Source organism: Leptospira sanjuanensis (assembly GCF_022267375.1).
In the GTDB taxonomy this organism is placed as follows: domain Bacteria; phylum Spirochaetota; class Leptospiria; order Leptospirales; family Leptospiraceae; genus Leptospira; species Leptospira sanjuanensis.
Genome location: NZ_JAIZBH010000001.1, coordinates 3434039 through 3458127 on the forward strand (window position 1 = coordinate 3434039; position 24089 = coordinate 3458127).

Consider the following 24089-nt stretch of genomic DNA (forward strand, 5'->3'; position numbering starts at 1 on the left):
ACTGTCAAGTAGAGTCTTCTACTTTTTCAATATGTCGTAAGATCTCAGGATGTGTAGGAGCTTTTAAGAGAGCCTTTTTGAAAGCGAGAATGGCTTCTTCTTTTTTGCCGCTCTTGGAAAGAAGAACGCCGAACGAATCCAAATACGCGGGATGATCCGGTTCGTTTTTCAGAACCGTTTTCAGACAATCGGCGGCCAATTTCCATTCTTCCGGACTCGGCTCCCTTTGGTTCAGCAAAAGATAACCGAGAGAATTCAAACTGTTTTTATAATCGGGACGCAAGCGGAGAATTCTTTTGTGAATTTCGATCGCGTCTTCGATACGCCCCGACTTTTCCAGAGCGAAAGCCTTCATGGAGAGAATTCTCAGATCGTCCACTTGCACCTTGAGACGTTCCTCGCATTTTTCCAGAGCCTTGTCGTATTCCTTGTTTTGAATCAAAGAATACACGATCATCAAGATCGAATTTTCGCGTTCCCCAAAACGCGGAAATTTTTCCAGAAGCTGTTCGAGAATCGAAACGCATTTTTTATGGTTATCGGTTCTTGCGCAACATATCGCAAAATTATAATATAGTTCCGGATCTTCGTTGCCGGAGGAAATTTCGCGGTCGATCAGAGTCAGCGCGAAAAGGAAATTCTCCTTATCGATTTCCTGAAGAATCCGCTTCTTTGCGGACGAGGATTTTTTATTCTTATCCTTATCGGACATTCTTACCCAAGGAAGCGGAGAGTTCGTTTAACAAAGACGCGTCGGTCTGATCGAGAGACAACGGAGTTAGAGAGACTTTTCCCGCAAAGAACGCGGTAAAATCCGTGCCCTCGTCCGTGGAATGTCCGAGTTCGGAACCGCCGAGATAAAAGTCCGCGATTCCTCCGATGATATTCTTTTTGGAATATGTGTCCTCGTAGGTTCGCTTGCCGAGTTTCGTTATTTTAAGATTCTCCATAGAAGGTTCGAAATCGGCGGGGATGTTCATGTTGTATACCGTTCCTACCTTCAGAAACGAAACGTATTCACGGATGAAATGTTTGATAAATTCAGCTTCTCGAATATAATCATATTCTTTATTTATATTTCCCGAACTCACCGCCAAAGAAAGACGATTGTGAATCGCACCGTGTCTCGCGGCGCCCACCGTTCCCGAATAATGAACGTCGTGTCCCATGTTCACGCCTCGGTTGATTCCCGATAAAACGAGATCGATCTTCGGAAAAATTTCACCGTGCAGACCGATGTTCACGCAATCGGCCGGATAACCGTCCACGATATAATGATTGTCGTTGATCCGTTCCACGCGCATCGAATCGTAAATCGACAAAGCCATGGAAGTCGCGGATCTTTCTCGCAGAGGCGCGATCAAATACGTATTGTGTTCTTTTTGAAGGACCGCTTCCAGAGCCTTGATGCCGGAGGAAGCGATTCCGTCGTCGTTGGTAATCAGAATATTCATAAAATCAAATGGAGAATGGAACCGGAAATATAGAAGTAAAACACGAACGGGAACGCACCCGAAATCACGGCCGCGGTGATCGCAAAACGAACCGCATCGGAGGTTTTCAAATCGTAGATGTATTGAATTCCTCTGGATAAAATCGCGACGTAATATCCGATCAAAAAGAGAAGAATCAGAAAGTAGCCGATTCCTCCGGTCAAACCGGTTTCCCGCAGAAGAATCGCAAGCGGAGTAAAGAAAACGAAGATCGCCATACCGAAACGGCAAAGATTATACGAATAATGGACGTTTCCTGTTCTTTGTTTTCTCTGCGCGTAAAAATCGATCACAGCGCCCAACATCGTAGGAAGAATGGAAATCATCGAAAGGTTCGCCGCAAACGCGAGGAAAATCAAACCCATGGAACCGCTCGTATAAGGAGGCGAAAGATACGTCGCGCCGACGGAAATGCTGAGTGCGCTCGGAATCAGAACGATCCACGAAAACAGATTCAGATTCTTTTCGGTTAAGTTTGCAAGAGCCGCTTCCAAACGAATCGGTTCATACAAGGAAGCTTCCAAAACTTCGAGAATGGAATTCAATAAATCTTTCAAGGAACTTACCTGATCGCCTGAGGAAGAATCACAAGCACGGGAGAATTCTTAAATTCTTTGAAGAAGATCTTTTCGCCCGAAAAGGAATTCATCTTGGAACCGAGCATCATAAACAATCTGTCGAAGGGAGATTCTTCCTCTTCGTAAAGAGGGATTTCTCCGTCGTATTGACAAAGCCTGGATAATTCTTCGAGGGCTTCTTTTCTTCCTCCGATTTCATCCACGAGTTTATTGCGGAACGCGTCTTGCCCGGAATAGATGCGTCCTTCCGCAAGATTTTGTACGGACTTTACGGTTTGATTTCTTCCTTTGGCGACGTCCTGCACGAATTCGTTGTACGTGTCGGAAAGCATCTTCTGGATCATCTCGTCTTCTTCGGAAGTGGAATCGCGAAACAAGGACAAGGAATCCTTATACTTTCCTTCCTTGTAGACTTTCATCTTCACTCCGTAACGATCCAGAAGTCCTTTGATGTTCGGAGCCATCGCGATCACACCGATCGAACCGGTGATCGTTCCGGATAACGCGAAGATTTTATCCGCGGAAGCAGCGATATAATATCCGCCCGAAGCCGCCATGTCCTTCATCGACACGACGATCTTCCTCGTTTTGCGGAGACGCATCAATTCGTTGTAAACTTCCTGAGAAGCTCCGACCGTTCCGCCGGGTGAATTGATTTCGATTAAGATTCCTTTAATATTCGGATTTCCTTCTATATCCCGCAGCTTCTGGAGAATACTTTCGGAGCCGGTCGATTCGAAGGTGGAATGTCCGGAATGAATCTCCCCTTCGATTTTGATCAACGCCGCGCCGATCGGAGCCGTACTGAAGAAGGTTCCTCCTGTGGTTCGGGAGTATTTCGAGGTCGTAGTCGCGAGTGAGATGTTCACAAGTCCGATGAGAACGGACAAAATGGTTAATACGAATGTAATTGCTAATGCAAGGCGGTTTCTTTCCACTCTTGAGATCAGATTCTTCCCTTTTAGCGGTGTCAAATGAAATAAGAGGAGAATTTAGACGGAGTTCCGTCCCAGTTCCCCCGAAAATCGGGGATTTTGCAGGAGTTCCCACATTTTCCATTCCTCACTTATACCTCCGCGAAACAAAATTCTTCGGTTTTTTAGGAGTTCCCACATTTTCAAGTTTGACAGCAAAACAAACCCTTTGAGAAACTGACCAGTCAGTCAGAAATATATATGAGATCCTTAATCGAATCCTTTATCAAAAACCGCCTTTTCATGTATTTGGGGATGACTTTCATCTTCTTGTCCGGAGTCGTATCCCTCTTGGGATTGCGACGAGACGCTTTTCCGAACGTGGACATGAAACAAATGGTCATTTCCACGAAATTCCCGGGGGCTTCTCCCGCGGATGTGGAACTTCGAGTCACGTATCCGATCGAAGAACGACTCAAAGAAATCGACGGAATCGACGAGATCCGTTCGTTTTCGCGTAATTCGCTCTCGGATATCGACGTTCGCGTTAGTCTGGAAGAAAAAGACCCGGAAAAAGTTTTGAACGAAATCCGAAGAGCCGTGGACAACGCGATGTCCGAATTCCCGGTTCAAGTCACCGAAAAACCGAAAATGACCGAACGGAAATCGGGCTCATTTCCGATTCTCGAATTCTCGATCTTCGGAGGTAAGGACGAAATCGAACTCCATACCACCGCGGAATTCGTCGAACGAGAACTCGAAAAGATCCAAGGCGTCGCACGCGTGGACGTCTTCGGAAAACGCGACAGAGAATGGCAAATATTAGTCAATGCTAATAAACTAAAGCAGTATTCCCTCGATCTTACGGATATCACCAATACGATCCGCAATCGGAACATCAATCTTCCGGCGGGTTCGGTGGACTCCGATACCGCGTTCGATTTGAGAATCGACGGTGAATTCAAGGATCCTTCGGAAATCGGAAAGATTCCCGCGAGAACGAACGAGATATTTTCCACCGTTAAACTCCGCGATCTCGCGCGAGTAGAGGACACGTTCGAATATCCTAGATTTCTCGCGATCGCAAACGGAAAACAGGGTTTGATTCTTTCCGTGATCAAAAAGGAAAGAGCGGATGCGATCGAAGTTGCGGATAACGTCCACAAACGACTCGGCGAACTTTCCAAAACCTATCCTTCCGGCATGAAAACGTTCGTGTTAAACGACGAGGCAAAACGGACCAAGAACCGTTTGAACGTAGTTTCGTCTAACGCGTTGATCGGATTTGCGATCGTCTTCGGAATTCTGTTTCTGTTTTTGGATTTTAGAACGGCGACATTGACCTCCCTTTCCCTGCCGTTTTCGATGTTGATGACCTTTGCGGTTCTACCGTTTTTCGACGTTTCGTTCAACATGATTTCGATGATGGGTCTAATCATCTCTTTGGGGATGCTCGTCGACAACTCGATCGTCATCTCGGAAAACATCTACACGTATCTCGCGGAAAAGAACGATTCGTTTACCGCTTCCTTACGCGGAACCGTGGAGATGATCGTTCCGATTTTCGGTTCGTACCTCACGACAGTGACCGCATTCTTACCGATGTTGTTCATGTCGGGAATCATGGGAAAATTCGTCTGGGAAATTCCTCTGGTCGTGATCGTCGCGCTTACCGCGAGTTTGATCGAATCCTTTCTCTTTCTTCCCGCGAGAATCGCCGCGTTCGCAAAAACTCCGGATCAGATGAAGATCAAAAGCCGATTCCGTCAAAAGATGGATTCCATCTTCCAATCGATCGAAGCGAAGTTTTCTAAGTTCGTTTCGTTCAACATCAAACATAAGAAGTCTTCGTTTGCGGTGATCCTTCTTCTCGTATTCGGTTCCTGCGGAGCGATGTCTCAGATGGACTTCATTCTTTTCCCGAAAGAAGACATCGAGATCATCATGATCAAAGCGGAGTTTCCCCCCACTTCGAGAATCTTCCAAACGAGAGAGAAGATGAAGTATATGGAGAGCATCGTTCAACGAATTCCTAAGGAAGAGTTGGTCAGCTATTCCACGAAAATCGGAGTTCAACAAACCGATCCCGACGATCCGTTGTCTCGTTTCGGCGAGAATCTCGCGGTGATTCTGATTTATCTTACGCCGGAAGTGAAACGGGATCGAAAGGCCTCGGAAATTCTCCGCAGCATCGAACCCGACTTAAGAAAAACTCCGGGAGTGAACGAAATCTTTTTGGAGGAATTCGGTAACGCTCCTCCGATCGGTGCGCCGATCACGATTTCCATTCAAGGAAGAGATTACGAAACTCTAAAGAAGATTTCGAACGAACTTCAGGCGTTTTTAAAATCGATTCCGGGCGTGTTTTCGGTCCGCGACGATTATCGTTACGGAAGAAAACAGATGTATATCCAACTGGACGAGGGTTTGGAAAGTTTTACGGGAGTTTCCACGTTGTCCGCAGCGAACAGCCTTCGCGCCGCCTACGACGGAGAAAGAGCGGGAACCGTCCGCAAAGGAAGAACGAAAATCTATCTGAGAGTTCTTTACGACAAGGATTTCCGCAAAAATCCGAACGAGATCAAATCGATCCCTCTGCGCAACAAGGCCGGGAACATTACGAATCTTGCAAAGATTTCCAAGATGGATCTGATCGAATCCCCCGAACTTCTCGCGCATAAGGATTTCGAAAGAGCAATCACCGTCAACGGCGACGTTAAGTTAGACGAAATCACGGCGCACGACGCGAATCAAAGAGTGATCGACGAATTCAAACCGCTGATCGAAAGACAATATCCCGGCATTTCGATCAGCTTCGGCGGAGAAGAAAAAGACACACAAAGATCGATGGCTTCTCTCGCAAAGGCGGGACTGATCGCGATCTTCGGTATTTTCGGAATTCTCGCGTTAACGATCCGAAGCTTCTGGAAACCCGTGTTGATCCTAAGCACCATTCCGTTGGGAATCATAGGAATCGTGATCGGCTTTCCTCTTTCCGGCAAATCCATCAGCTTCTTGGCGATGATCGGTATCATCGGTCTCGCGGGAGTTCTCGTAAACGCATCGATCGTTCTTGTGGATTGTATCGATTCGATTCGAAAAGATTCGAAAGCGACGATGGACGAAATTCTGATCGAAGCGAGCCAACGGAGATTCAGGCCGATCCTTTTGACTACTCTTACCACGGTGGCCGGTCTTTTGCCGACCGCATACAGTCTCGGAGGTTCCGATCCGGTTTTGATTCCGATGACCTTGGCCTTAGGTTGGGGATTGGGTTTCGGTACGCTTGGCAGCCTTTTATACGTTCCGATTACCTTATCCGTGTTCAACGATCTTTCTATGAAATTCAGCGGTAAAAAATCCAAGAAGTAATAAGGCGTTGACTTCGAACCCAAAAGAAGATCTCAAAAACGAATCCGGGAAAAAGGAAAACTTTCCCGGATTCGGAGCGCATTACCCCACTTCCGCAAAGAAAGAATCGAAAAAATCAGTCGAAACAAGGGACAAACTTTTGGAAGCGACCTTGATGATTTTCGGAAGCAAGGGGTTTCACGAAGCGAGAGTGGAGGACATTACCGCGCAAGCGGGATTCGCCAAAGGAACGTTTTACGAACACTTCAAAAGCAAGGACGATCTGATCTATATTCTGATCGACTACGCGGCTCGAAAAGATCTGGAAATCACGCAGTCCTTGTTTCAGAAATGCACGAGTTCTCTCGCGATCCGCGAAGAATATCTCAAACCGATCCTGCTGGAGATCCATTCCAAAAAGGAACTCAACCGTGTCTGTTACCAATTCCTCACGAACGAAATTCTCACGAACGAAAAACTTCAGAAAAAAATAAACTACTACAATCGATTGTATCAGCGGTATCATCTGAGCAATATCAAACGCGCGCAAAAGCTCGGGTATATTCGGATGGATTTCGAAAAAGAGGAGATCTTTCTGATCTTTCGATACCTGATCGAAGGGTTTACCATCAATCAGGCATATTCTTTTTTTTGCACATTGGGGGGAGACGTGGAAATCGGATCTCTTTTGAAACTCTACGACCGATCCCTTCTCGTAACTTGAAATGTTTTCGTAAAAAACATTTCGCTGAGTTTATCAAATGTTTTCGTAAAAAACATTTCGCTGAGTTTATCAAATACTTTCGTAAAAAACATTTCGCCGAGTTTCTGAAACGGAAACAAACCGGAACGGACATCGCGTCGATCGGATGATCCGTCCCTTCGTCCGACTTGGATCAATAGTCCTGTCTGTAAATCGCACCGCCGGAAATATTCTCGGGAGAAGTCGTTCCCGTCCAAAAATTCGCTTGGAACTGAAGATAGACGTTTCTCGCGTCCCGATTGTCCGGAGTGTTCCAGAAATAATTCTTCGCGACGTTCGTATGAATGACCTGATAGAAAAGTTGAACCTTGAAGAGATGATAATCTCCCATCAAGTTGATTCCGGCCCAATAGATGTAATACGCCTCGCCGGGTTCGAACATCTGATTCTGATTCCAATCCCCTTTCATAAACTCCGCTTTAAGAACGGGCATGATGTATTTGGAATCGTAAAGATGGAAGTTGTAGCCGATCATCCCGTGATATCCCATCACTTGATTTGCGGCCGAGCCGGAAAATTTGCTCCAAGCTCCGTTTAAGTAAAACCCCTTCCATGTAAACGTCATATCGTAAGTATGACCGACAATTCCGAAATTCGGACGTCCCGGCGTAGTGATTGTTCTGGCCGCGAGATAATCCGAACGAAGTCCCGTCGGATCCGTACCTCCGGTAGGAGTAGTCTGCTGAATCGCAAGAGCCGTTGTAGGATTGATTTCTTTAAACAGATATTCAACGGGAACGGGTTGTGCGGTTTTCAACTGAGTCGTTTGCGCGACGGCAGCTCCGAAAGACAACTTCGCATCGTCCTGAAAGATCTCGTCTCCTTCCACCCAACCGATATCGTTGTCCTTCTTCACCAAACCGCCGAAAGCGTTGTATTGAATTCTTCCGTAATAAATCGGAGCGAGTAGCTGAGGAAGATTTTGACGAGCCGCAGTATTGTCTTGTCTTCTACCGTACCCGTAGTCCCCGCCGCCTCCGTGACCGTTCCCGATAAAACCGTGCAAAGATAAATATCTCGTGTATTTTTTATCGACGACGCTGAGAGGGTGAACCGCGATCATCGCGCCCGTGTCGAACTGAGGAAGCATATTGGTTACGATCGATCGTTCCAAGGAAACGAAGTTCGCCGAACTCTGGATGTATTCCCGGTTGAACGGAACGTTGATCTGACCGATCGTAAAACGGGAATGCATAAACGGAATGTTCAGCCAGACGACAGCTTCGTGAATCAAACCTCTCGCGTCGTTCAAGGTTACATCCTGAACGTCTCCGGTAGTTTTATCCTTCGTAACTCTTAAGAATTGGCTGTTGATCGCGTTTTCGAGACGAAGCTGGGTCGCAAAACCCCACCACTTCGCACCTTGGTAAAAGAATCCGAGACGAAGTCTTCGAAAGTTCGCATCGGCGGTATGAAAGTCCTCGTTCCCGGAAAAGGGAGATTGGCGATCCCCGCTGACCGCGCGGAACTGCGTTCTTGCGGCGATCACGAGTTTCTCTTCATTGATGTTGTCGGGTCTGTGTTTGTAATGATTGGGGAGCTGCATATCCTTGCGTTCCGGAAAAGCCCCTTCTTTGTTCAAGGAATCGATCTTAGTTCGGTTCGGACCGGGTTTCGTATAAATCAGACCCGTATCGTTGTCTTCGTAAAATTCCTTCTTCGCTTTTTCAGCCGATTTGTCTCCCACGGGCTTATCCTGAGCGAATAAACCGACTTCGGTTAACAAAACCAACCCGATTATCTGAAAACCGATTTGTAATTTTCTAACCCTTATATTACGTTTCTTTTTCTTTTCCATTTCAAGATACCGGATCAAGATCCGTCCCCTTCTCTGTTTGAACCTTTTTGTAATTTAATCGAAATCTATATTTCATTTACGTTACAATCAGATGAGAGAATTATTTCATTTTGATTACAATGCTCAAATCCGATAAAACGCCCCATGCAGGATTCAGACGGCGGCTTGCCCAGATATTTTCTTTTAGGAATGGTCCGGGAAACAAATCCGCGGACTTTGTATGGACGTTTTTCGGCTTCAAAAAACGTTACGGGAGAATCAACCGGCCTATTCCTTACCTGTAAAGAATCCGGCAAGACCGGAAAGTACGATAGGATACGACGGAAAAAGAAAGTCTTTACAACCCAATCAGTTCGAGAAGCGGGAAATTTATTTCGCATCTCCGTCGCCGTTAAAAAGACGTTGATCGGAACAAACGATCTTCCAAAGGACGAATGCGGCATTTCACAAAAGAAAGGTCTAACTAACACATGGCAACTCTGCAAAAAAAGCGCCTTGAAAACTCGCCGGGAAACTTTTACGTAGATTCGACCTGCATCGACTGCGAAACCTGCAGGATTCTCGCACCTTCGACATTTTCCGAAAAAAACGGAGCCTCGTATGTCCGACGCCAACCGGAAACGGCGCTCGAAAAGAATGCGGCCTTACGGGCCTTAATCGCCTGTCCGACGACCTCGATCGGAACCGAAGACAGAACCGATCTAAAAGAAGCGAAAGAAGGCTTTCCGTCGTTGATAGAAAAGAACGTATATCATTGCGGTTATCATTCCAAGGATTCTTACGGTGCGTTTTCCTATCTGATCGTTCGAAAGGACGGAAACATTCTCGTGGATTCTCCCCGATTCGTTCCGTCACTTGCCGATAAGATCGAAAGTCTCGGCGGTATCCGTTATCACTTTCTTACGCATCGAGACGACGTCGCCGATCATCAAAAATTTCATGAACGTTTCGGATGCGAACGGATCATTCACGAAGACGAGAGAAGCGCTGTTCCGAACGCTGAAATTTTCCTTTCGGGAAATTCGGTTTATACGTTGGCGGAGGACGTAAAGATCATTCCGACTCCCGGTCATACGAAAGGGCACGCGGTTCTTCTTTTGGACGATCGATTTTTATTTACCGGAGATCATCTCGCATACGATCCAAACCGCGATCGATTGATCGCGTTTCGAAGCGTTTGCTGGTTTTCCTGGCCGGAACAAACGAAGTCGATGAAACGTTTGTTGGATACTTCTTTCGAATGGGTTTTGCCCGGTCACGGTTATCCCGCAAACAAGGGATACGAGACGATGCGGAGAATGTTGCAGGATTGTGTTTCTTGGATGGAGAAACGTTAGACATCTTTAAAAGAGAATGTAAATCTCGTTTTCTTCCTTTCGAATTCTCTCTCGCAAAGCGAGGATTAGTTTTTCGGTATCTTCCCGAAACTGAGATTCGTTTTTTAAAATGGAAGAAGGCAATAACCATTTGGAATGATATGTTTTAAAAGAACTCTTTAATTCCATAGTACGCTTTTTATATTCCTCCGCAATGGATGAGGAATTTTCCACGTCGCTTTCTTTGATTTTCGGATAGATCACGCTTTCTTCCACATTGATATGAAGTTTCAATCGAGCGCAGAAGCTAGCAAGTTCGTGAAGCAATCCGTCCATACTTTCCGAAATTTCGCCGTATAATCTTTTTTCAAGATCGGTGAGAAGTTTTTGAATTTCCGCGTATTGAACTTTATAGAATTCTATGTTCAAAATCGTTTTCCTTCACTTAGAAAATTTACAGCGTGGTCTCAAACTGACTGCACTTTATCAGAAAGATTAAGCTGCAAGGTTCTGTCCCTGACATTGCGATCCGTAAAGAGCGGTGTCATCCGTTTCCTTTGGAACAGGTTCTTATTCTACAACTTGTTCAATATAAACACTGAAAGCAAGAATCCTAAATCCAAAAAGACGAAACCCGGTTATAGGCCAAGTGTTTATTCCTTGAATTCTTCATTTGAGCGTAAGAAAAGATCGTTTGCTTCTATCACAAATTTTACAAATTCGAAACAATCTCGTTGAACGTTCCAATTTGTGTTTGTTTTTACCAGCGAAATCATCGAGGCAAAGAATGTTTCTCGATGCATAGTTATAATAGCGAACATTTTGAATTATAGTACGGATTTCATTATTACGGTTTGACGTTAATATTTTAATATGGGAACGCAAATACAAAATCTATCTCCGTCTTTACAGAAATCGCTACTGTATTTTTCGGATCAGTCTGCGGAAGGAATCGTTGTTGTTGATCGCGAATGGAAGAAAGTATACGCAAATCATAAGTTTCAAAATTTTTGGTCGTTTCCCAATTTCCAAATACTTTACGAAAAGATAATACCGGTTCTAAAATCAAAAAAACAGAAATTAGAAAGCGATACGAACATCTCCCATCTTTTGCAGGAAACGGAAGAACCCGAAGATTCTTTTTTGAACGAAACCAACTTTCAACTGCAACTGAGCGTTCACGACTTCGACGATTCTTACATGATTCGTTTCAAACCGCAACTCGGCGTTCAGCCCCGCAAGGATTACGAGGCCGGCCATTGGGATCGTAATACGAACCTTCCCAATCAAAAATACTATTTGCATCATTTCGGCAATCTTCTAGCGGAAGATGAATCGGTGTCCGAAGGTCATTTTTCCTTCCTTCTTTCCGTATCCAATCCGGACGCGATCGCATCCAGCGCAAACAATTCCTACTTTGAGGAGATTTCCGTAAAAGTCACGGATCGTTTGAAAAAATATCTGAATCCGACCGATCATCTGTTCCGAATCGAAAGCGATAAATTTCTGATTTCTTCTCCGATCGTCGATTCAGACGTCAAAGCGGAATGGTTTGCGGAATGCCTTCGAATGCTCTTCGATTTCCCGTTCACATACGAAAACCGGGAATTTCATTTAAACGTAAACATCGGGTATACTCGTTTCGATTCCGAGGCCGGAGCCGATATGAACGGTCTGCGAATTTTAAAGGAAGCGCTTCATCGGTCCTGTCTGATCGGGCCGAATTCCCTGTTTTACTACGATCACAGCGCGATCCGCCGTTCTTCCGAAAAGGCCAAAATCGAAATCGATCTGAGAAAGGTGCTGAATCGGAACGAGTTGGAAATTCATTTTCAACCGATCATCGATCTCAAAGAGAATCGAATCTTCTCGATGGAAACGCTGGTTCGTTGGAATCATCCTCAAAAAGGAAAGCTGTTGCCCGGAAGTTTTATCTCCATCGCGGAAAGTTCCAGTTTTATCAAAACGATCGGAGAATGGATGATCTGGGAAACGTTTCGTTATTACGAAAACTCGATCTTAAAATCCAAGAACGTTTCTCTTTCTCTGAACATTTCTCCGAAACAATTGAGCGACAAGAATATCTTTCCTTTGCTGAAGGAAGCGAGCGACTTTTATAAGATTCAACCGGGTCATATCATTCTGGAGATCGTAGAGGATTCTTTCGACGCGAAAGAAAGACAGATCGGCAAGGTTGTCGCTTCACTGAAGGATTACGGTTTTAAATTCGCGATCGACGATTTCGGAAAGGGATATTCTTCCTTGGGAAGATTGATCCACCTTCCGATCGATTACATCAAACTCGACAAGATGTTTCTTTTTAATTACTTTCAGACTTCCACGCGCGCGGTCATCACTTCGATGGTAAACTTAGTGCAGGCGATGGGCAAATCGATCATCGTGGAAGGTGTGGAAAACGAAATGCAGCACGATCTTCTCAAGGAGCTCAACTGCGACTTCGGACAAGGATACTACTACTCTCATCCGGTCGAAATCGAACTCGCCGAGAAAATCGCGCAGAACGAATCGTTTCCCGTAGCTTAAAAGTGAATCACCGACTTTAAACGTTCGTTGTTTCCCGAAAAACTTCCGGAAGGCGCGAACTCATGGGAAGAATTCACAAGATCCAAATAACCGTCTCGGAATAGGGACAAATCCTTTTGTGCGTTCGGAGCGTTCTTACCGGAAATGTCGGAAAGCGCCGCCAATGCGAACGTCTCGAAAGCAAGATCGGCGATGTAAATCCGATTCAAATCCAATTCTTCCGAAGTGGAGTTGTCCAAAAGACTTTGCAAGTGTTTGGATTTTTTCCCGATCGTTGCAGCGGCCTCGCTGTTCGCATCGGTGATTTCCTCCACGTATTTAAAAAACGTCTTTGCCACCTTCTCCCGTTTAAACGCGCGCAAAACGTGTTCGCTTAACAAAAGATGCGTTCCTTCCCAGGTTTCGTTGATGATGGAATCGTTGTGCAGTCTCGGAAGCGCGGAAAAATCCCCTACGATTCCGTTTCCTCCCAACACCAAAATCGAGTTGTACGTGATCTCGGTGGAAGTGGAGGAACATTTGTATTTCAACAGAGGAGCCAACACTTCTCCCGCGAGTTTGAGAGGTTCGGGCGTATGAACGTGACGGAAGACGGAGGTCAACATCGCCGTGTGTTTGAGTCTTTGGTCGCTCAACTGTTTTAGTAAAGAAGAAAATTCTAATATTTTGCTTCCGTAAGCCGTTCTAAACTTCGCGTATTCGTAGGCTTCCATCCAAGCCCTTCTCGAAATACCGGAAGCCGCAAGCGATACGTGCAATCTGGAAATCCCGATCACGTATTTCATAAGATTCACGATTCCGTGCGCGGGACGTCCGAGCGCTTCCGCTTCCACTCCGTCGTAGATGATTTCCACGGTGAGTTTTCCCCTGGAACCGATGATGTCTTTTTTACGGAGAATATGATGTCCGTTTAACGTACCGTCGTCTTTGATGCGCGGAACCAAAAACATCCCGATCGTGTTCGTGTCTTCGACTCTTGCGGTCGTGACCCAAAGATCTCCGGGATTGGAACAGAACCATTTTTCTCCGGTGAGAATCCACTTTCCGTTTTCCTGTTTTCTCGCGATCGTTCTGTTCGCGCTTACGTTGGAACCGCCCACTCTTTCGGTCACGTATTGACCCGCCATAAAGTGGGATTCGCTTCCTTCGCCCGCCACGAGACGAAGATACTTTTCTTTTTGTTCGGGAGTTCCGAGCGCTTCGAGAACCTTGATCATCCCTTCGGTCATCGCGAGAGGACAAGTGACTCCGCCTTCTCCGTTTTGATTGGCGAGATATGCGAGCGAGTAACGATGCAGATCGGTAAAAGGATGTTTCCAGGAAGAATGATAGTTTAAGTTTACGATTCCGTAATCATAGGAAAGTTTTCTGGAAAGTTTTTGTTCGTTCGAATAAACTACCGCGTCGATTCTGTTTCCGGTTCGATCGTATTTGACGACCTCTCCGTATTTTCCTTCCTTATGAGAAGCGTCGGTGAGTTCGTCCAAGATTCCTCCCACCAAGGAACCGTAACCCGTCAGATGTTCGATCATCGCTTTCTTATGCGCGGCATCGTATCCTTTGGAATATTTTTCCACGAGAGTCTGCAAAACTCTGTCTTCATCGTAAAAATTCTTTCCCCGATTTCCGCGGTAATCGGAAATATCAAACGGAGCGAGAGCCGGGTTTGCGGCTTGGTTTAAAGGATACTGCATCATTCTCTCCTGATTCTTTGGAAAGTATAAGTCCACCCGCGTTTTCAAGCGAGCAAAAAAGAATCGAACGAACTAACGTGAACTTTTGTTCGACAAAACGAAAAAGATCCGCAATCAGATCGAAATTTCTTCGAGGATTTGTTCCCCCAAAGGAAGGGTGAGAATTTTTTCTCTCAGTTTAAAAAGAAGATTCGGATCTTCCAGCTTGGAACCGTCTCCAGTCTGCAGATAAAAAGAATCATACGCATAATCGGCGCTTGTCGAAACTCTCAGATAACGCACTTTCAAATCCGAATGAAGAATCACCTGAAGAATCCGATACACCAAGCCGACTACGTCGGGCATTCTCACTTCCATGATCGTAACGTCCGGAAGATCGCCGTTGTAAAACATCACCGAACGATTGACGATGCTTTCCGGCGTCGGTTTGCGCGGATTCCAGCCCGTTCGTTGAAAGGCGATGCTTTCCCGTTTCAAATTTCCGGAGGCGATCGATTTGAGTTTCGCTTCGACACGATCAAGTTTGTCCTGCGGTAAGTTTCCGCCGCCCGCGGAATCCGTCAGTTGAACCGAAGTGATCCAATATTCTCCGATCGTATAACTCTTCATTCCCAAAAGGCTCAAACCCTCGGAAGAAATCGCGCAGGATAAATCCAAAAGGATCTCAGGTTGATTTACCGTTACCACGTCGATCGTTACGAATGCGGGATCTTGTTCCGTTTCAAAGATCGTCCGCAAGGAAGAATCCTGTGCGAGCGTTCCGATCGCTTTAAAATTTCTTAATATCTTTCGATTGGAAGCGGTGTGAAGATAGGTGTTTGGAACGACCTCGTTCGCGAATTGAACCACGGACTTCGCGATCGATTCGTCCAAACCCTCCTTTGTTACGAGATAATTTTTCAGGTCCTCGAGTTGAACGTCGCGAACCGGACCGGTCTCGCCGAAGTTATCCGCCGAATCGCTTACGAGATACGGAATCGTATTCCGATAGAGAGTGTTCAAGATCGAACTCTTCCAATTCGTAAGAACGCCCGTTCCGACGGACTTCGTGTCGATTACGGTAAGAATATACAGTTTTCTTAATCTTTCTCTGCTTCCCACGATTCTCGCAAAATCAAAAAGGAGTTTCGGATCGCCGATGTCCCGTTTGGAACTCAGCTCTGACATGAGAGTGTGTTTTTCCACGAGAAAACGGCAAAGCTCCGTGTCTTCTTCGCTTAATCCGAGACGATCTCCGACGGACACGACGAGTTCGGCCCCGTATTCGGAATGATCGCCTTCCTTTACTTTTCCCGCGTCGTGCAAAAGAATCGCGAGCGCGAGCAATTCGATCTTGGAACATTCCCGATACGCCTTCTGCACTTCCGCATCCTGAAACTTACCCTCGTCGAGAAGATCCAGTTCATGCAAAATCAATAATGTATGTTCGTCGACGGTGTATTCGTGATGATAACTGAACAAAGGAAAGTTCGTGCAGGCGCCGAACTCGGGAAGAATCGCGGCCAAGACGCCGGATTCGTGCATCAGCTTGAGAACTCGTCCTCTTTGAGAGGGAGTTCGCAGGATCTTCAAAAATTCCTCGTTCACTTCGGAAGAATATTTGAAGTCGTCGTCCAAAAAATTGGAGGCGAATCGGAATTCGTTCAGCAACGTGCCTGAAATCTGAAGATTCTTTTCCTGAATCATCCGAAAAGAGCGCATAACGTCTCTGTAAATCGTATGCGGATTCGTAAACAGAGTGCCGATTACCGGCGGAAAAACCGTGTCCCCGATCTTAAAGAAGTGAAGGTCCTCGTACGGAAAACTTTCGCCTTCGGAACTTTTTCTTTTTTCGATGATGGAATCCAGATACGTACGGATGATAAAGTAGATGTTCTTTTGATGACGATACAGAGCGTGCATGAACTTTTCCACGGAGGAAAGTTCCTCTTTTTTGCCGAAGCCCAGAGACTCCGCGACGTCCTGCTGCAGATTGAGATCGAGACGGTCCGTTTTACGGGAAGTGATCCTATGCATCGCGATCCTAGTCCGAAGAATGAAATCATACGCTTCCTGCAAAAGCTGGATTTCCCCTCTTTGAAACACGGGCAGAATCGATAAACCGCCGAGAGAAGGAAGATTGCGGACCGACTTTTCCATCCAGAACATATATTGAATGTCCCGAAGACCGCAGAGATCCGTTTTAAGATTCGGTTCGCTTAACAAAATCGGGCGTTCTTCGTTGAGAAAGCGGGAGGAAAGAATCTCCTCTTTCGCCTCGTTGTAACGTTTCGTCCATTTAGCGGGAAGTTTTTCAAGAAAGTCGGATTTAAACTTTTCGAATAAAGCCCTCGAACCCGCCAAGAAGCGTGCGTCCAGAAACGCGTGATAGGAGGACATATCGTCCAGATATTGAAAACATTCCTTGATCGTTCTGCAGGAATGTCCGACTTCCTTTCCCGAATCATAGAGATAGGTGTTGATCTTTCCGATTACGGACTCTAGTCTTTGCACCTTGATCCCGTTGTGAAGATATAAAAGATCGATGTCAGAATGGGGAGCCATTTCCATTCTTCCGTAGCCGCCCATCGCGATGATACAAAGTTCGTCCCCGGATTTGAATTCGACTCCCGAGTTTTCGAACTTGGAAAGAATAAAGGAATCCACGATATGCGTAAGCTGTCTGGATACGAGACGACCTCCCACGTTCTTGCTCTTTTCCAAAAGTCTTTGAAAGCTGTATGTGATATCCAGTTGCAGAGGCATATTATAAAAATTGAAAGTTCGTCCGAACGACTTTGTTTACATTTTAATCCGACTTAACAACAGAAGCGACCGAAATCTTATTTCAGCTTATCGCCCGGCTTCGCGTCCTTGTGAGGAACAAACAAACTCAACGTTTCTCCCTCGCCGGAAGCGAGCAGCATCGCCTCCGAAACGCCGAATTTCATCTTTCTCGGTTTGAGATTGGCGACGACCACAACCTTTAGACCTTTCAGATCTTCCGGTTGATAAGCGACTTTGATTCCGGCGAATACGTTCTTGATTCCGAGTTCGCCGAGATCGACCTTGACGTTCACTAGTTTATCCGCGCCTTCCACCGGTCCGGCTTCCACGATCCGACCGACCCGCAGTTCCACTTTCGCGAGATCCTCGATCGAAATTTCAAGTCGTTCTTCTTGGGAAGAAGTTTCGGCAGTTTTTGCGGGTTCCGCTTTTTTGGAAGCTTCTACGGATTGTTTGTTTTCTTCTAACATAGCGTCGATTGCCTTTTCATCCACACGTTTTGTGATCATTTCGTAGGGATTTACTTTCGTTTTTTCTAATACGTTTGCAAGATCCAGGTCGTCGAACTTCGGAGTTCCTTCCAGATTCAGGAGTTTATAAATTTTTTCCGAGATTTGAGGCACGACCGGATATAAGTAAACCGCAAGAAAACGACTTGCGTTCAAGGTCGTAGTTACGACTTCTCTCGCTTTTTCCGGATTCTCCTTGATGAGTTTCCAAGGAGCGTTGTCGTTCACATAACGATTGACCGTATCGCCGAGACGCGCGATTTCCCGCATCACTCTCGCGTAGTTCTTTTGTTCGTATGCGGTTTTTATAATATCCTGAACCGAGACTTCGCCCGTTCCTTGTTTGATCGGTTGATTGAGCAGTTCGTTTAACAATTCCTTTCCGTCGACCGGTAAAACTCCAAGAGTGCGATCCAACTGATCCAAAATGCTAGTTGAAATTCTAGAAACCAAGTTTACGAGGTTTCCGACCAGATCTGCGTTGACTTTCGAAGTGTAATCGTCGAACGAAAGATCCAAGTCGTCCATTCCCGAACCCAACTTGCCTGCGAGATAAAACCGAAGATGTTCGGGATCGAGGTGTTTTACGTACGTGTTCGCATTGATGAACGTTCCTCTCGACTTCGACATCTTCTCCCCGTTTACGGTGATAAAACCGTGGACGTGAACTTTGGAAGGCGCTCGATAAGCGCTTCCTTCCAACATCGCGGGCCAAAACAAAGTATGAAAATATAATATATCTTTTCCGATAAAGTGAACGATTTCAGCGTCGCGTTCTTTCCAAAAGGAATCGAACTTCTTTCGATCGCCTTTGAAAAAGTTCAAGGAAGAAGCCATATAACCGATCGGAGCGTCGAGCCAAACGTAAAAGTATTTATTCTTTTCGCCCGGAATTTCAAAACCGAAATAAGGCCCGTCTCTGGAAATATCCCAAGCCTGCAGACCGTCTTCGCTATCGAGCCATTCGCTCAATTTTTTTTGAACGCCTTCGACGGTCCCGCTTCGAATCCAATCTTCCAAATAGAACTCATCGGTTCGCTTCTTTTGATCCTCGGCGGTTGCAGTTTCGACTTTTTTTCTGTGAAAGTTTCCGAGTTCGAAAAAGATATGCTCCGAATCCTTACGAACGGGAGAAGTTCCGCACAAAGCGCAATGAGAATCGATCAAATCTTTCGGACTATAAGTCGCGCCGCAAACTTCGCAGTTATCTCCGTATTGATCCTTGGATTTACAATTCGGACAAGTTCCTTTGATAAATCGATCGGGAAGAAACATCTTATCGTTTTCACAGTAAGCCTGTTCGATGTTTCTTCTCGAAATATGTCCTCTCTCTTTGAGTTTCAAATAAATTTCTTCGGAGATACTCTTGTTTTCGTTCGAATTCGTGGAATAATAGTTATCGTATCGAATTCCGAAAGAAGTTAAGTCTCTATAATGTTCCTGTTGAACTCTCTCGATGAGTTGTTCCGGAGTAATTCCTTCCTTACGCGCCGCTAACATTACCGGAGTGCCGTGCGTGTCGTCCGCACAGAAGAAATAACATTCGTTTCCGTTCGCCTTTTGAAAACGAACCCAGATGTCCGTTTGTATTCCTTCCAACACATGTCCTAAGTGAATCGGACCGTTCGCATAGGGAAGCGCCGATGTAACCAGTATCTTTCTTGGGATTCTTTTAAGAGAAGAGTTCACAAAAGTCAGGTTCCTAAAATTTAGGTCAAAATCAACGTCTTTCTTTTCAGATTTTCATTGCAAAATCAATGGTTCGGATAGAATTTTCTGAAAACCTGGAGGAACTCCCGATGCCAATGGAGAATCTTTCATCCCTTGCAAGTAAAGTCCTGCCGGGGCATGAATTCTATGAAAAGTTCAGAGAAGAAATGAACCCCGAACAAGAGATATTCCATCTGAAGATGAACTACGCGAAGGTTCTCGTCAGCATCTGGTCTTATTCCTGCATGGCCGATGGAATCTTTCATCAAAAAGAAGGAAGTCTTGTCGGTCAGATGGTCAAAGCTCTTTTCGAAGAAGGTTGTATTTTCTTCGATCATCAGGAAGAAAAAACTTCCATCATCAGCGAGTTATCGGACGTGTTCGAAAATCCTCTTCCCGTAAAAACGGTTCGTAACTTTTCGGAAGGCAATCCGATTATGGCCGCCGGATTTTACGAAGACGCGTGCGTGATCGTGTCGATGGACGGAGGCCTTACGAAAAAGGAAAGGGAATTCCTGGACGATCTCGCCAAAGAACTCGAAATTTCTTCCATGGATAAGAAGAATATCGAGAACAGAATTCTCGAGAAAAAGAAGTAAATCCATCTTTTTGAGAAATAATTTCTTTCCAAAGTTCCAATCTTCCCGTTTTGAGGAATCGATTCCATGAACTGGGTTTGGGAAACGTTATTCTATCTTCTCATCCTGTACGCCGGACTTCAGTTTTTGTTTTCCGGCCCGATCCTGCAACTTCTCGTTAATTTTTTCTCCTTCCGTCACTTCAAGTTTCGCTGGATTTCTTCCGGAGTTCTTCTGCCGATCTTTTACGTCATTTCCAAGAACTGCACGATCGAATTTCCGGGAATTTTAAAAACGGATCAGGTTTACGCCAGAGTTTCGTCCTTGAATTTCAAGATCGATTTTCTTTCTCTCTTCAAGGGTCAGTTGAGAATCCCCTCCTCTCTCTTTAAAAATTTTCACATGGATTATACGAACATCATCAGTCCGCATAAAAAAATCGGACTTATGCCCAAACGCGGAAGAATCGTATTCCAAAATATGAAAATAGAAAACGGATCGATTTCGATCGTGGACAAAACGCTGACGCCCACGTATTCGATTCAGCTCCACGACATCGCGATCGACGGCGGATATATGGACTCGGGATCGCCTCTCGAGATTCTTTTCAGAACCAAAAGCGGATCGTGCAGACTCGGCAAAAGAGGGAATTTAAAGATCGGCGTTTTAGGCGGAGAAACGAGAGGATTCTTATCGTTAAGCGACATCACTTGGTCCGAACTCGCGGGCCTGCAGGTGATTCCCCTTCCGTTTTTAAAAAACAGGGTGCAGATCTACGTGGAATTCAAACATATCAATTCGGATCAAACCGCGGTCGAAGGAACTCTGATTCATTTCGGACCGCATTCTCAGGATAAACCCGAACAGAGTTATCCGTTTCACTTTACGATCGACTGGAAGAATTACAATCTTCCTTTCGATCTCGCTCTACGTGAACTCGTCTTGGAATTATTTCTGAAGATCAAATTGAAAGGTGTGATGACCAGAGCCCTTCAGACGGTCGCCAAAGGATTATATGCGATCATAGGAAGAAACAGATCGCATCACCATCATCACAAATAGAATTCTAATTGTTCCGCACAAGAACGTCGAAACCGAATCGCAAAAATCGTATTCCGATTTTTTAAAGCGAATTGTTAAACGAAGAGATCGCGATTCAAACCGCAAATACTTTCAATTTGTCCGAAATATGCTATGCGGCTTCTTTTCCTATGCGACGTTTTATCATTGTTCGATACAAAGAATCAAACGCGGAGCCGTAGTACACAAATATCCCGTCATACCGTCGCCCGATAAACCGGTTCCGGTCGCATTATTCGTCCAATCTCCGCAATTTTGCAGCGTATCTACGGTCCAGTTTGTAAGAAATCCGGACCAGAAATTATTAGCCGGATTCGCGGTGCTTCCATAGATCGTGGCATACGGGATCAGACCGTTCACGTCCGAAGTTGCGATCGCGTTTAGAGTATCGTAATTGTAATAGCGGGTGTTCGGTTTGATCGGCCAACCGGCGCTTCCAGGCACGCGGGACGCGACACCGAGCAACGCTTTTGAAGCAAATCCCGCATTGCCGGAACAAGAAGAATCCGCACCATCCACTCCGAAAGTGGCTCCGCCGTACTGCATGTTTCCGCCGCTGTTCCGAACGACTTCCCGAACTCTTCGATCGTTGTCCAAGATCTTCATCGTAAAACTCAAAGAAAGTCCGATCGGAGTCGCAGTTACGGATAACGTATGAACCTTGTCCCCGAAGTCGCCCACATTTGCAGGGGTCAGATCCGAAGCGGTCACGGAAACCGTATCAGGATTGGCAAAGTTCGTGTCGAAGTTTTCCGGCCCGGGACTAAAATGATCGATCGTTGCGTTCGTTGAAAGCCCGATATGCGTCACCGGATCGTTCGGCCCCCATGGACCGCTCAAAGAAATCTGAACGTTCAACGCGGTTCCGTCTTCTTTGATTTCGATCGTGTCGCCGGCAACCTTACCGTTGATCAAAATCGTCGTGCAATAAACGACTAAGTTGGAAACGTTCGCAGTCGCCGTCCCCGAAGGATTTTCGGTGGAATCGGAGTAGACTTTGCAGGAATGGTTCGCTGCGGGGCTTGCCACACTGATCTGGTAATTCTTATTTGGAGCGACGGAAGAATTGAATTGAAATGTTCCATTTGCCGAGATAGGAAGAATTTCGTCGTTTAACTTGAGTTGGACAGTTCCGGATTTCAATCCTTGAACAGTCCCCCCGATTCGAAATCCTGAGGAGTTCCCACCAAGGGACGCAGATTCGGAAACGTCTTCCACAATGCTGATCAACGCACCGCTTTGACCGTCTAAAGCAAAACGACTCGCTTCGGCACACGCTGCAAAAAAGAGAATCGTCAGTAAGATTGCGGTATATTTATAAAAAGCAATTGGCTTCATATCGTCAGCGAATTGAATTCGTTGGGTCTATTCAAGAGACAACTGATTCAAAAATTTTTTGATTCCTTTTTATTGGGATTTCATTCTTTTGAATTCAAAATCAAAGGAAATTCTTTCTTTTTGCAAGGCTTTTTGGCGGATGATCCTTGTCGAAACGTTTCGATTTAAGTAGGAGTTCCCACAATTTTCCAAAGTTCTCACCGAATCCAATGTCTTGAAGGGATAAAAAATCCCTGTCTTGCCCATAGCACAAAACAGGGATTCAATATCTTTAGATCGTGTGAGAATATCGAGAATCAAAATCTTCCATCTCGTCTTCTTTACTTTTGTAGTTCGTAAGATTTTCTTCCCGGAACGCTTTCGGAGATTTTTTTGTCTCTTTCAAAAAGGCCCGATGAAACGCGGATGAAGAACTAAAACCGACCGCCATTCCGATCGAAAGAATCGAACGATCCGGTTCTTCGAGCAACATGACCTTTGCTTCTTTTACCCGATGGTGATTGATAAAGGAATTAAAATTCATTCCCATGTGCTCGTTTAAAAAAGCGGAAAGGTGGTGCACCGAAAGTCCCATTTCCGAAGCCAAAGAAGGAAGTCGAAGTTCTTCATCCAGATGGATTTTTTCGTTTTGCATCAACTCGGTCAGCTTGCTCTCCACCTTCTCGATGTTAAGATCTTCCAAAAGGGATCGTTTTTCCTGACTGGAATCTCGATTGGTAAGATTCTTATCCGTTTCTTCGTTTTCGGAATCGCCAAGCAGGAATTCGCTCTGCGTTCTCTGCAAATCGGAAATGATCGGAATAAATTCGCTCAGGATAATCGGCGAAAGAATTAGAAAATAATAATTGATCGTGTTGATCGGCTCGATAATTTTCGCACCTTCAAAATATCGGAACACTTCCGTTAACTTGATGATCAGCAACACGCAAACGGAAGGAAGAATTCTTACCAGATTCGCCTTGTTTTTAGCGGAACGCAAGGGAATCAGAATCTGAAAAAGCAGATAAACAAAAAACAGAAAGGTTCCCAATGAAACCATTTCCGAAAGATTCGGAATTTTGAATTCGTCAAGCAGATCCCAAAGCACCACGATTGCCGCAGTAGCCGCAAAACTTCTAAGAAGCAATTTTCGGAACGCGCTCAAAGAATCGATATACTGAAAGCTACCGCTCTTTACGTTTGAAGCGAGATTCATAAAAAAGAACGCGACTGTTACCGAAAAGTAAGCGTAAAAATATTGGGCTAATTTTTTTGCGAGAGTGTTTTCCGTGATAAACATCGTGGCCGTAAACGACCAAAAAACACAGGCCATCAGAAAAAACAGCACGGGGGCGCTTAAATTCTTTTGCCGATCCCTTTTGAAAACTCCGAATGCGGCAATCATAAAGTATAACATTGCCGCTAATGAATAATATTTAACCTCTTCCACATCCGAATCCTTTTGTCGTTTTGTTTGTATTTTTACCAGATCAGCTTTTTATTTCGGTAAGAAAGCCCTTGCCTTTCGATCGAAGAAGAATCTCTTTTTTTATTCTGCAATCAAGATGCATATACACAGCTTCCTTGATTACTCAACAAAAGGTTTCCGAGCTTTTGCTCATTTTTTATTTTTTTTAGAATTATAATTCGTAATTTCCTGAAAAAAATTTATTAGCTA

The 24089-nt window shown here is 45.2% G+C and carries 17 protein-coding genes; 6 read left to right on the forward strand and 11 right to left on the reverse strand.

All coding sequences use genetic code 11. The features are described from left to right. Positions 1-4 precede the first annotated feature (4 nt). From LFX17_RS15555 to sppA, 4 genes are read right to left on the reverse strand one after another with little or no spacing between them, the layout of a single operon-like run. Positions 5-712, reverse strand: coding sequence for a tetratricopeptide repeat protein (locus tag LFX17_RS15555; RefSeq protein WP_238747271.1), 708 nt, complete (start codon positions 710-712; stop codon positions 5-7). Further along, entirely contained in the window at positions 702-1454 is a 753-nt protein-coding gene (gene surE, locus LFX17_RS15560) for a 5'/3'-nucleotidase SurE (protein ID WP_238747272.1), read from the reverse strand. The genes LFX17_RS15555 and surE overlap by 11 nt, the downstream gene beginning before the upstream one ends. After that, positions 1451-2050 carry a hypothetical protein gene (locus tag LFX17_RS15565; protein ID WP_238747273.1) on the reverse strand — a complete coding sequence of 200 codons (600 nt, stop codon included), beginning with the start codon at positions 2048-2050 and terminating at the stop codon, positions 1451-1453. Before LFX17_RS15565 ends, surE begins: the two co-directional genes overlap by 4 nt. Positions 2051-2055: 5 nt before the next feature. Then, positions 2056-3009 carry a signal peptide peptidase SppA gene (gene sppA, locus LFX17_RS15570; protein ID WP_238731021.1) on the reverse strand — a complete coding sequence of 318 codons (954 nt, stop codon included), beginning with the start codon at positions 3007-3009 and terminating at the stop codon, positions 2056-2058. Between the two features lie 237 nt (positions 3010-3246). Here sppA and LFX17_RS15575 point away from each other — a divergent pair, with 237 nt between their 5' ends. Beyond that, positions 3247-6357, forward strand: coding sequence for an efflux RND transporter permease subunit (locus LFX17_RS15575; RefSeq protein ID WP_238731022.1), 3111 nt, complete (start codon positions 3247-3249; stop codon positions 6355-6357). 7 nt (positions 6358-6364) lie between these two features. Beyond that, a complete protein-coding gene (locus LFX17_RS15580) occupies positions 6365-7060 on the forward strand; it encodes a TetR/AcrR family transcriptional regulator (protein ID WP_238731023.1) in 696 nt (231 codons plus the stop codon). 172 nt (positions 7061-7232) lie between these two features. Here the strand turns inward: LFX17_RS15580 and LFX17_RS15585 are convergent, their stop codons facing one another. After that, a complete protein-coding gene (locus LFX17_RS15585; protein WP_238731024.1) occupies positions 7233-8897 on the reverse strand; it encodes a hypothetical protein in 1665 nt (554 codons plus the stop codon). 470 nt (positions 8898-9367) lie between these two features. Here LFX17_RS15585 and LFX17_RS15590 point away from each other — a divergent pair, with 470 nt between their 5' ends. Beyond that, positions 9368-10234 (forward strand): MBL fold metallo-hydrolase, encoded by an 867-nt coding sequence (locus tag LFX17_RS15590; RefSeq protein WP_238747274.1) that lies wholly within the window; start codon positions 9368-9370, stop codon positions 10232-10234. 6 nt (positions 10235-10240) lie between these two features. On the opposite strand, the gene LFX17_RS15595 is transcribed toward LFX17_RS15590, so the two are convergent. Next, positions 10241-10642: a hemerythrin domain-containing protein gene (locus LFX17_RS15595; RefSeq protein WP_238731026.1), complete on the reverse strand. Its 402-nt coding sequence runs from the start codon at positions 10640-10642 to the stop codon at positions 10241-10243. Positions 10643-11086: 444 nt separating this feature from the next. Here LFX17_RS15595 and LFX17_RS15600 point away from each other — a divergent pair, with 444 nt between their 5' ends. Beyond that, positions 11087-12757, forward strand: coding sequence for a GGDEF domain-containing phosphodiesterase (locus LFX17_RS15600; RefSeq protein WP_238747275.1), 1671 nt, complete (start codon positions 11087-11089; stop codon positions 12755-12757). On the opposite strand, the gene LFX17_RS15605 is transcribed toward LFX17_RS15600, so the two are convergent. The 3 genes from LFX17_RS15605 to metG form a co-directional block, all read right to left on the reverse strand. Then, positions 12754-14451 (reverse strand): acyl-CoA dehydrogenase family protein, encoded by a 1698-nt coding sequence (locus LFX17_RS15605; RefSeq protein ID WP_238747814.1) that lies wholly within the window; start codon positions 14449-14451, stop codon positions 12754-12756. The genes LFX17_RS15600 and LFX17_RS15605 overlap by 4 nt on opposite strands. 114 nt (positions 14452-14565) lie before the next feature. Then, positions 14566-17196, reverse strand: coding sequence for a [protein-PII] uridylyltransferase family protein (locus LFX17_RS15610; protein WP_238747276.1), 2631 nt, complete (start codon positions 17194-17196; stop codon positions 14566-14568). 77 nt (positions 17197-17273) lie between these two features. Then, a complete protein-coding gene (gene metG, locus LFX17_RS15615) occupies positions 17274-19415 on the reverse strand; it encodes a methionine--tRNA ligase (protein WP_238747277.1) in 2142 nt (713 codons plus the stop codon). A gap of 116 nt (positions 19416-19531) precedes the next feature. On the opposite strand from metG, the gene LFX17_RS15620 reads away from it, so the two are divergent. Then, entirely contained in the window at positions 19532-20035 is a 504-nt protein-coding gene (locus tag LFX17_RS15620) for a tellurite resistance TerB family protein (protein WP_406600505.1), read from the forward strand. Between the two features lie 66 nt (positions 20036-20101). Further along, positions 20102-21076, forward strand: a complete 975-nt coding sequence (locus tag LFX17_RS15625) for a hypothetical protein (protein ID WP_238731031.1) — start codon at positions 20102-20104, stop codon at positions 21074-21076. Positions 21077-21238: 162 nt separating this feature from the next. Here LFX17_RS15625 and LFX17_RS15630 read toward each other — a convergent pair whose 3' ends face one another. Beyond that, on the reverse strand, positions 21239-22432 hold the full coding sequence (locus LFX17_RS15630; protein WP_238747279.1) for a DUF1554 domain-containing protein: 1194 nt from the start codon (positions 22430-22432) through the stop codon (positions 21239-21241). A 271-nt stretch (positions 22433-22703) separates the two neighbouring features. Next, positions 22704-23861 (reverse strand): AraC family transcriptional regulator, encoded by a 1158-nt coding sequence (locus LFX17_RS15635; RefSeq protein WP_238731033.1) that lies wholly within the window; start codon positions 23859-23861, stop codon positions 22704-22706. Positions 23862-24089: the final 228 nt, after the last annotated feature.

Bases quoted from the DNA above. Each gene is read 5' to 3' on its own strand.
- LFX17_RS15620 (WP_406600505.1), top strand. From the start codon at position 19,532: ATGGAGAATCTTTCATCCCTTGCAAGTAAAGTCCTGCCGGGGCATGAA.
- LFX17_RS15610 (WP_238747276.1), bottom strand. From the start codon at position 17,196: ATGCCTCTGCAACTGGATATCACATACAGCTTTCAAAGACTTTTGGAA.
- LFX17_RS15605 (WP_238747814.1), bottom strand. From the start codon at position 14,451: ATGCAGTATCCTTTAAACCAAGCCGCAAACCCGGCTCTCGCTCCGTTT.
- LFX17_RS15625 (WP_238731031.1), top strand. From the start codon at position 20,102: ATGAACTGGGTTTGGGAAACGTTATTCTATCTTCTCATCCTGTACGCC.
- LFX17_RS15590 (WP_238747274.1), top strand. From the start codon at position 9,368: ATGGCAACTCTGCAAAAAAAGCGCCTTGAAAACTCGCCGGGAAACTTT.
- LFX17_RS15575 (WP_238731022.1), top strand. From the start codon at position 3,247: ATGAGATCCTTAATCGAATCCTTTATCAAAAACCGCCTTTTCATGTAT.
- LFX17_RS15630 (WP_238747279.1), bottom strand. From the start codon at position 22,432: ATGAAGCCAATTGCTTTTTATAAATATACCGCAATCTTACTGACGATT.
- surE (WP_238747272.1), bottom strand. From the start codon at position 1,454: ATGAATATTCTGATTACCAACGACGACGGAATCGCTTCCTCCGGCATC.
- LFX17_RS15585 (WP_238731024.1), bottom strand. From the start codon at position 8,897: ATGGAAAAGAAAAAGAAACGTAATATAAGGGTTAGAAAATTACAAATC.
- LFX17_RS15555 (WP_238747271.1), bottom strand. From the start codon at position 712: ATGTCCGATAAGGATAAGAATAAAAAATCCTCGTCCGCAAAGAAGCGG.
- LFX17_RS15600 (WP_238747275.1), top strand. From the start codon at position 11,087: ATGGGAACGCAAATACAAAATCTATCTCCGTCTTTACAGAAATCGCTA.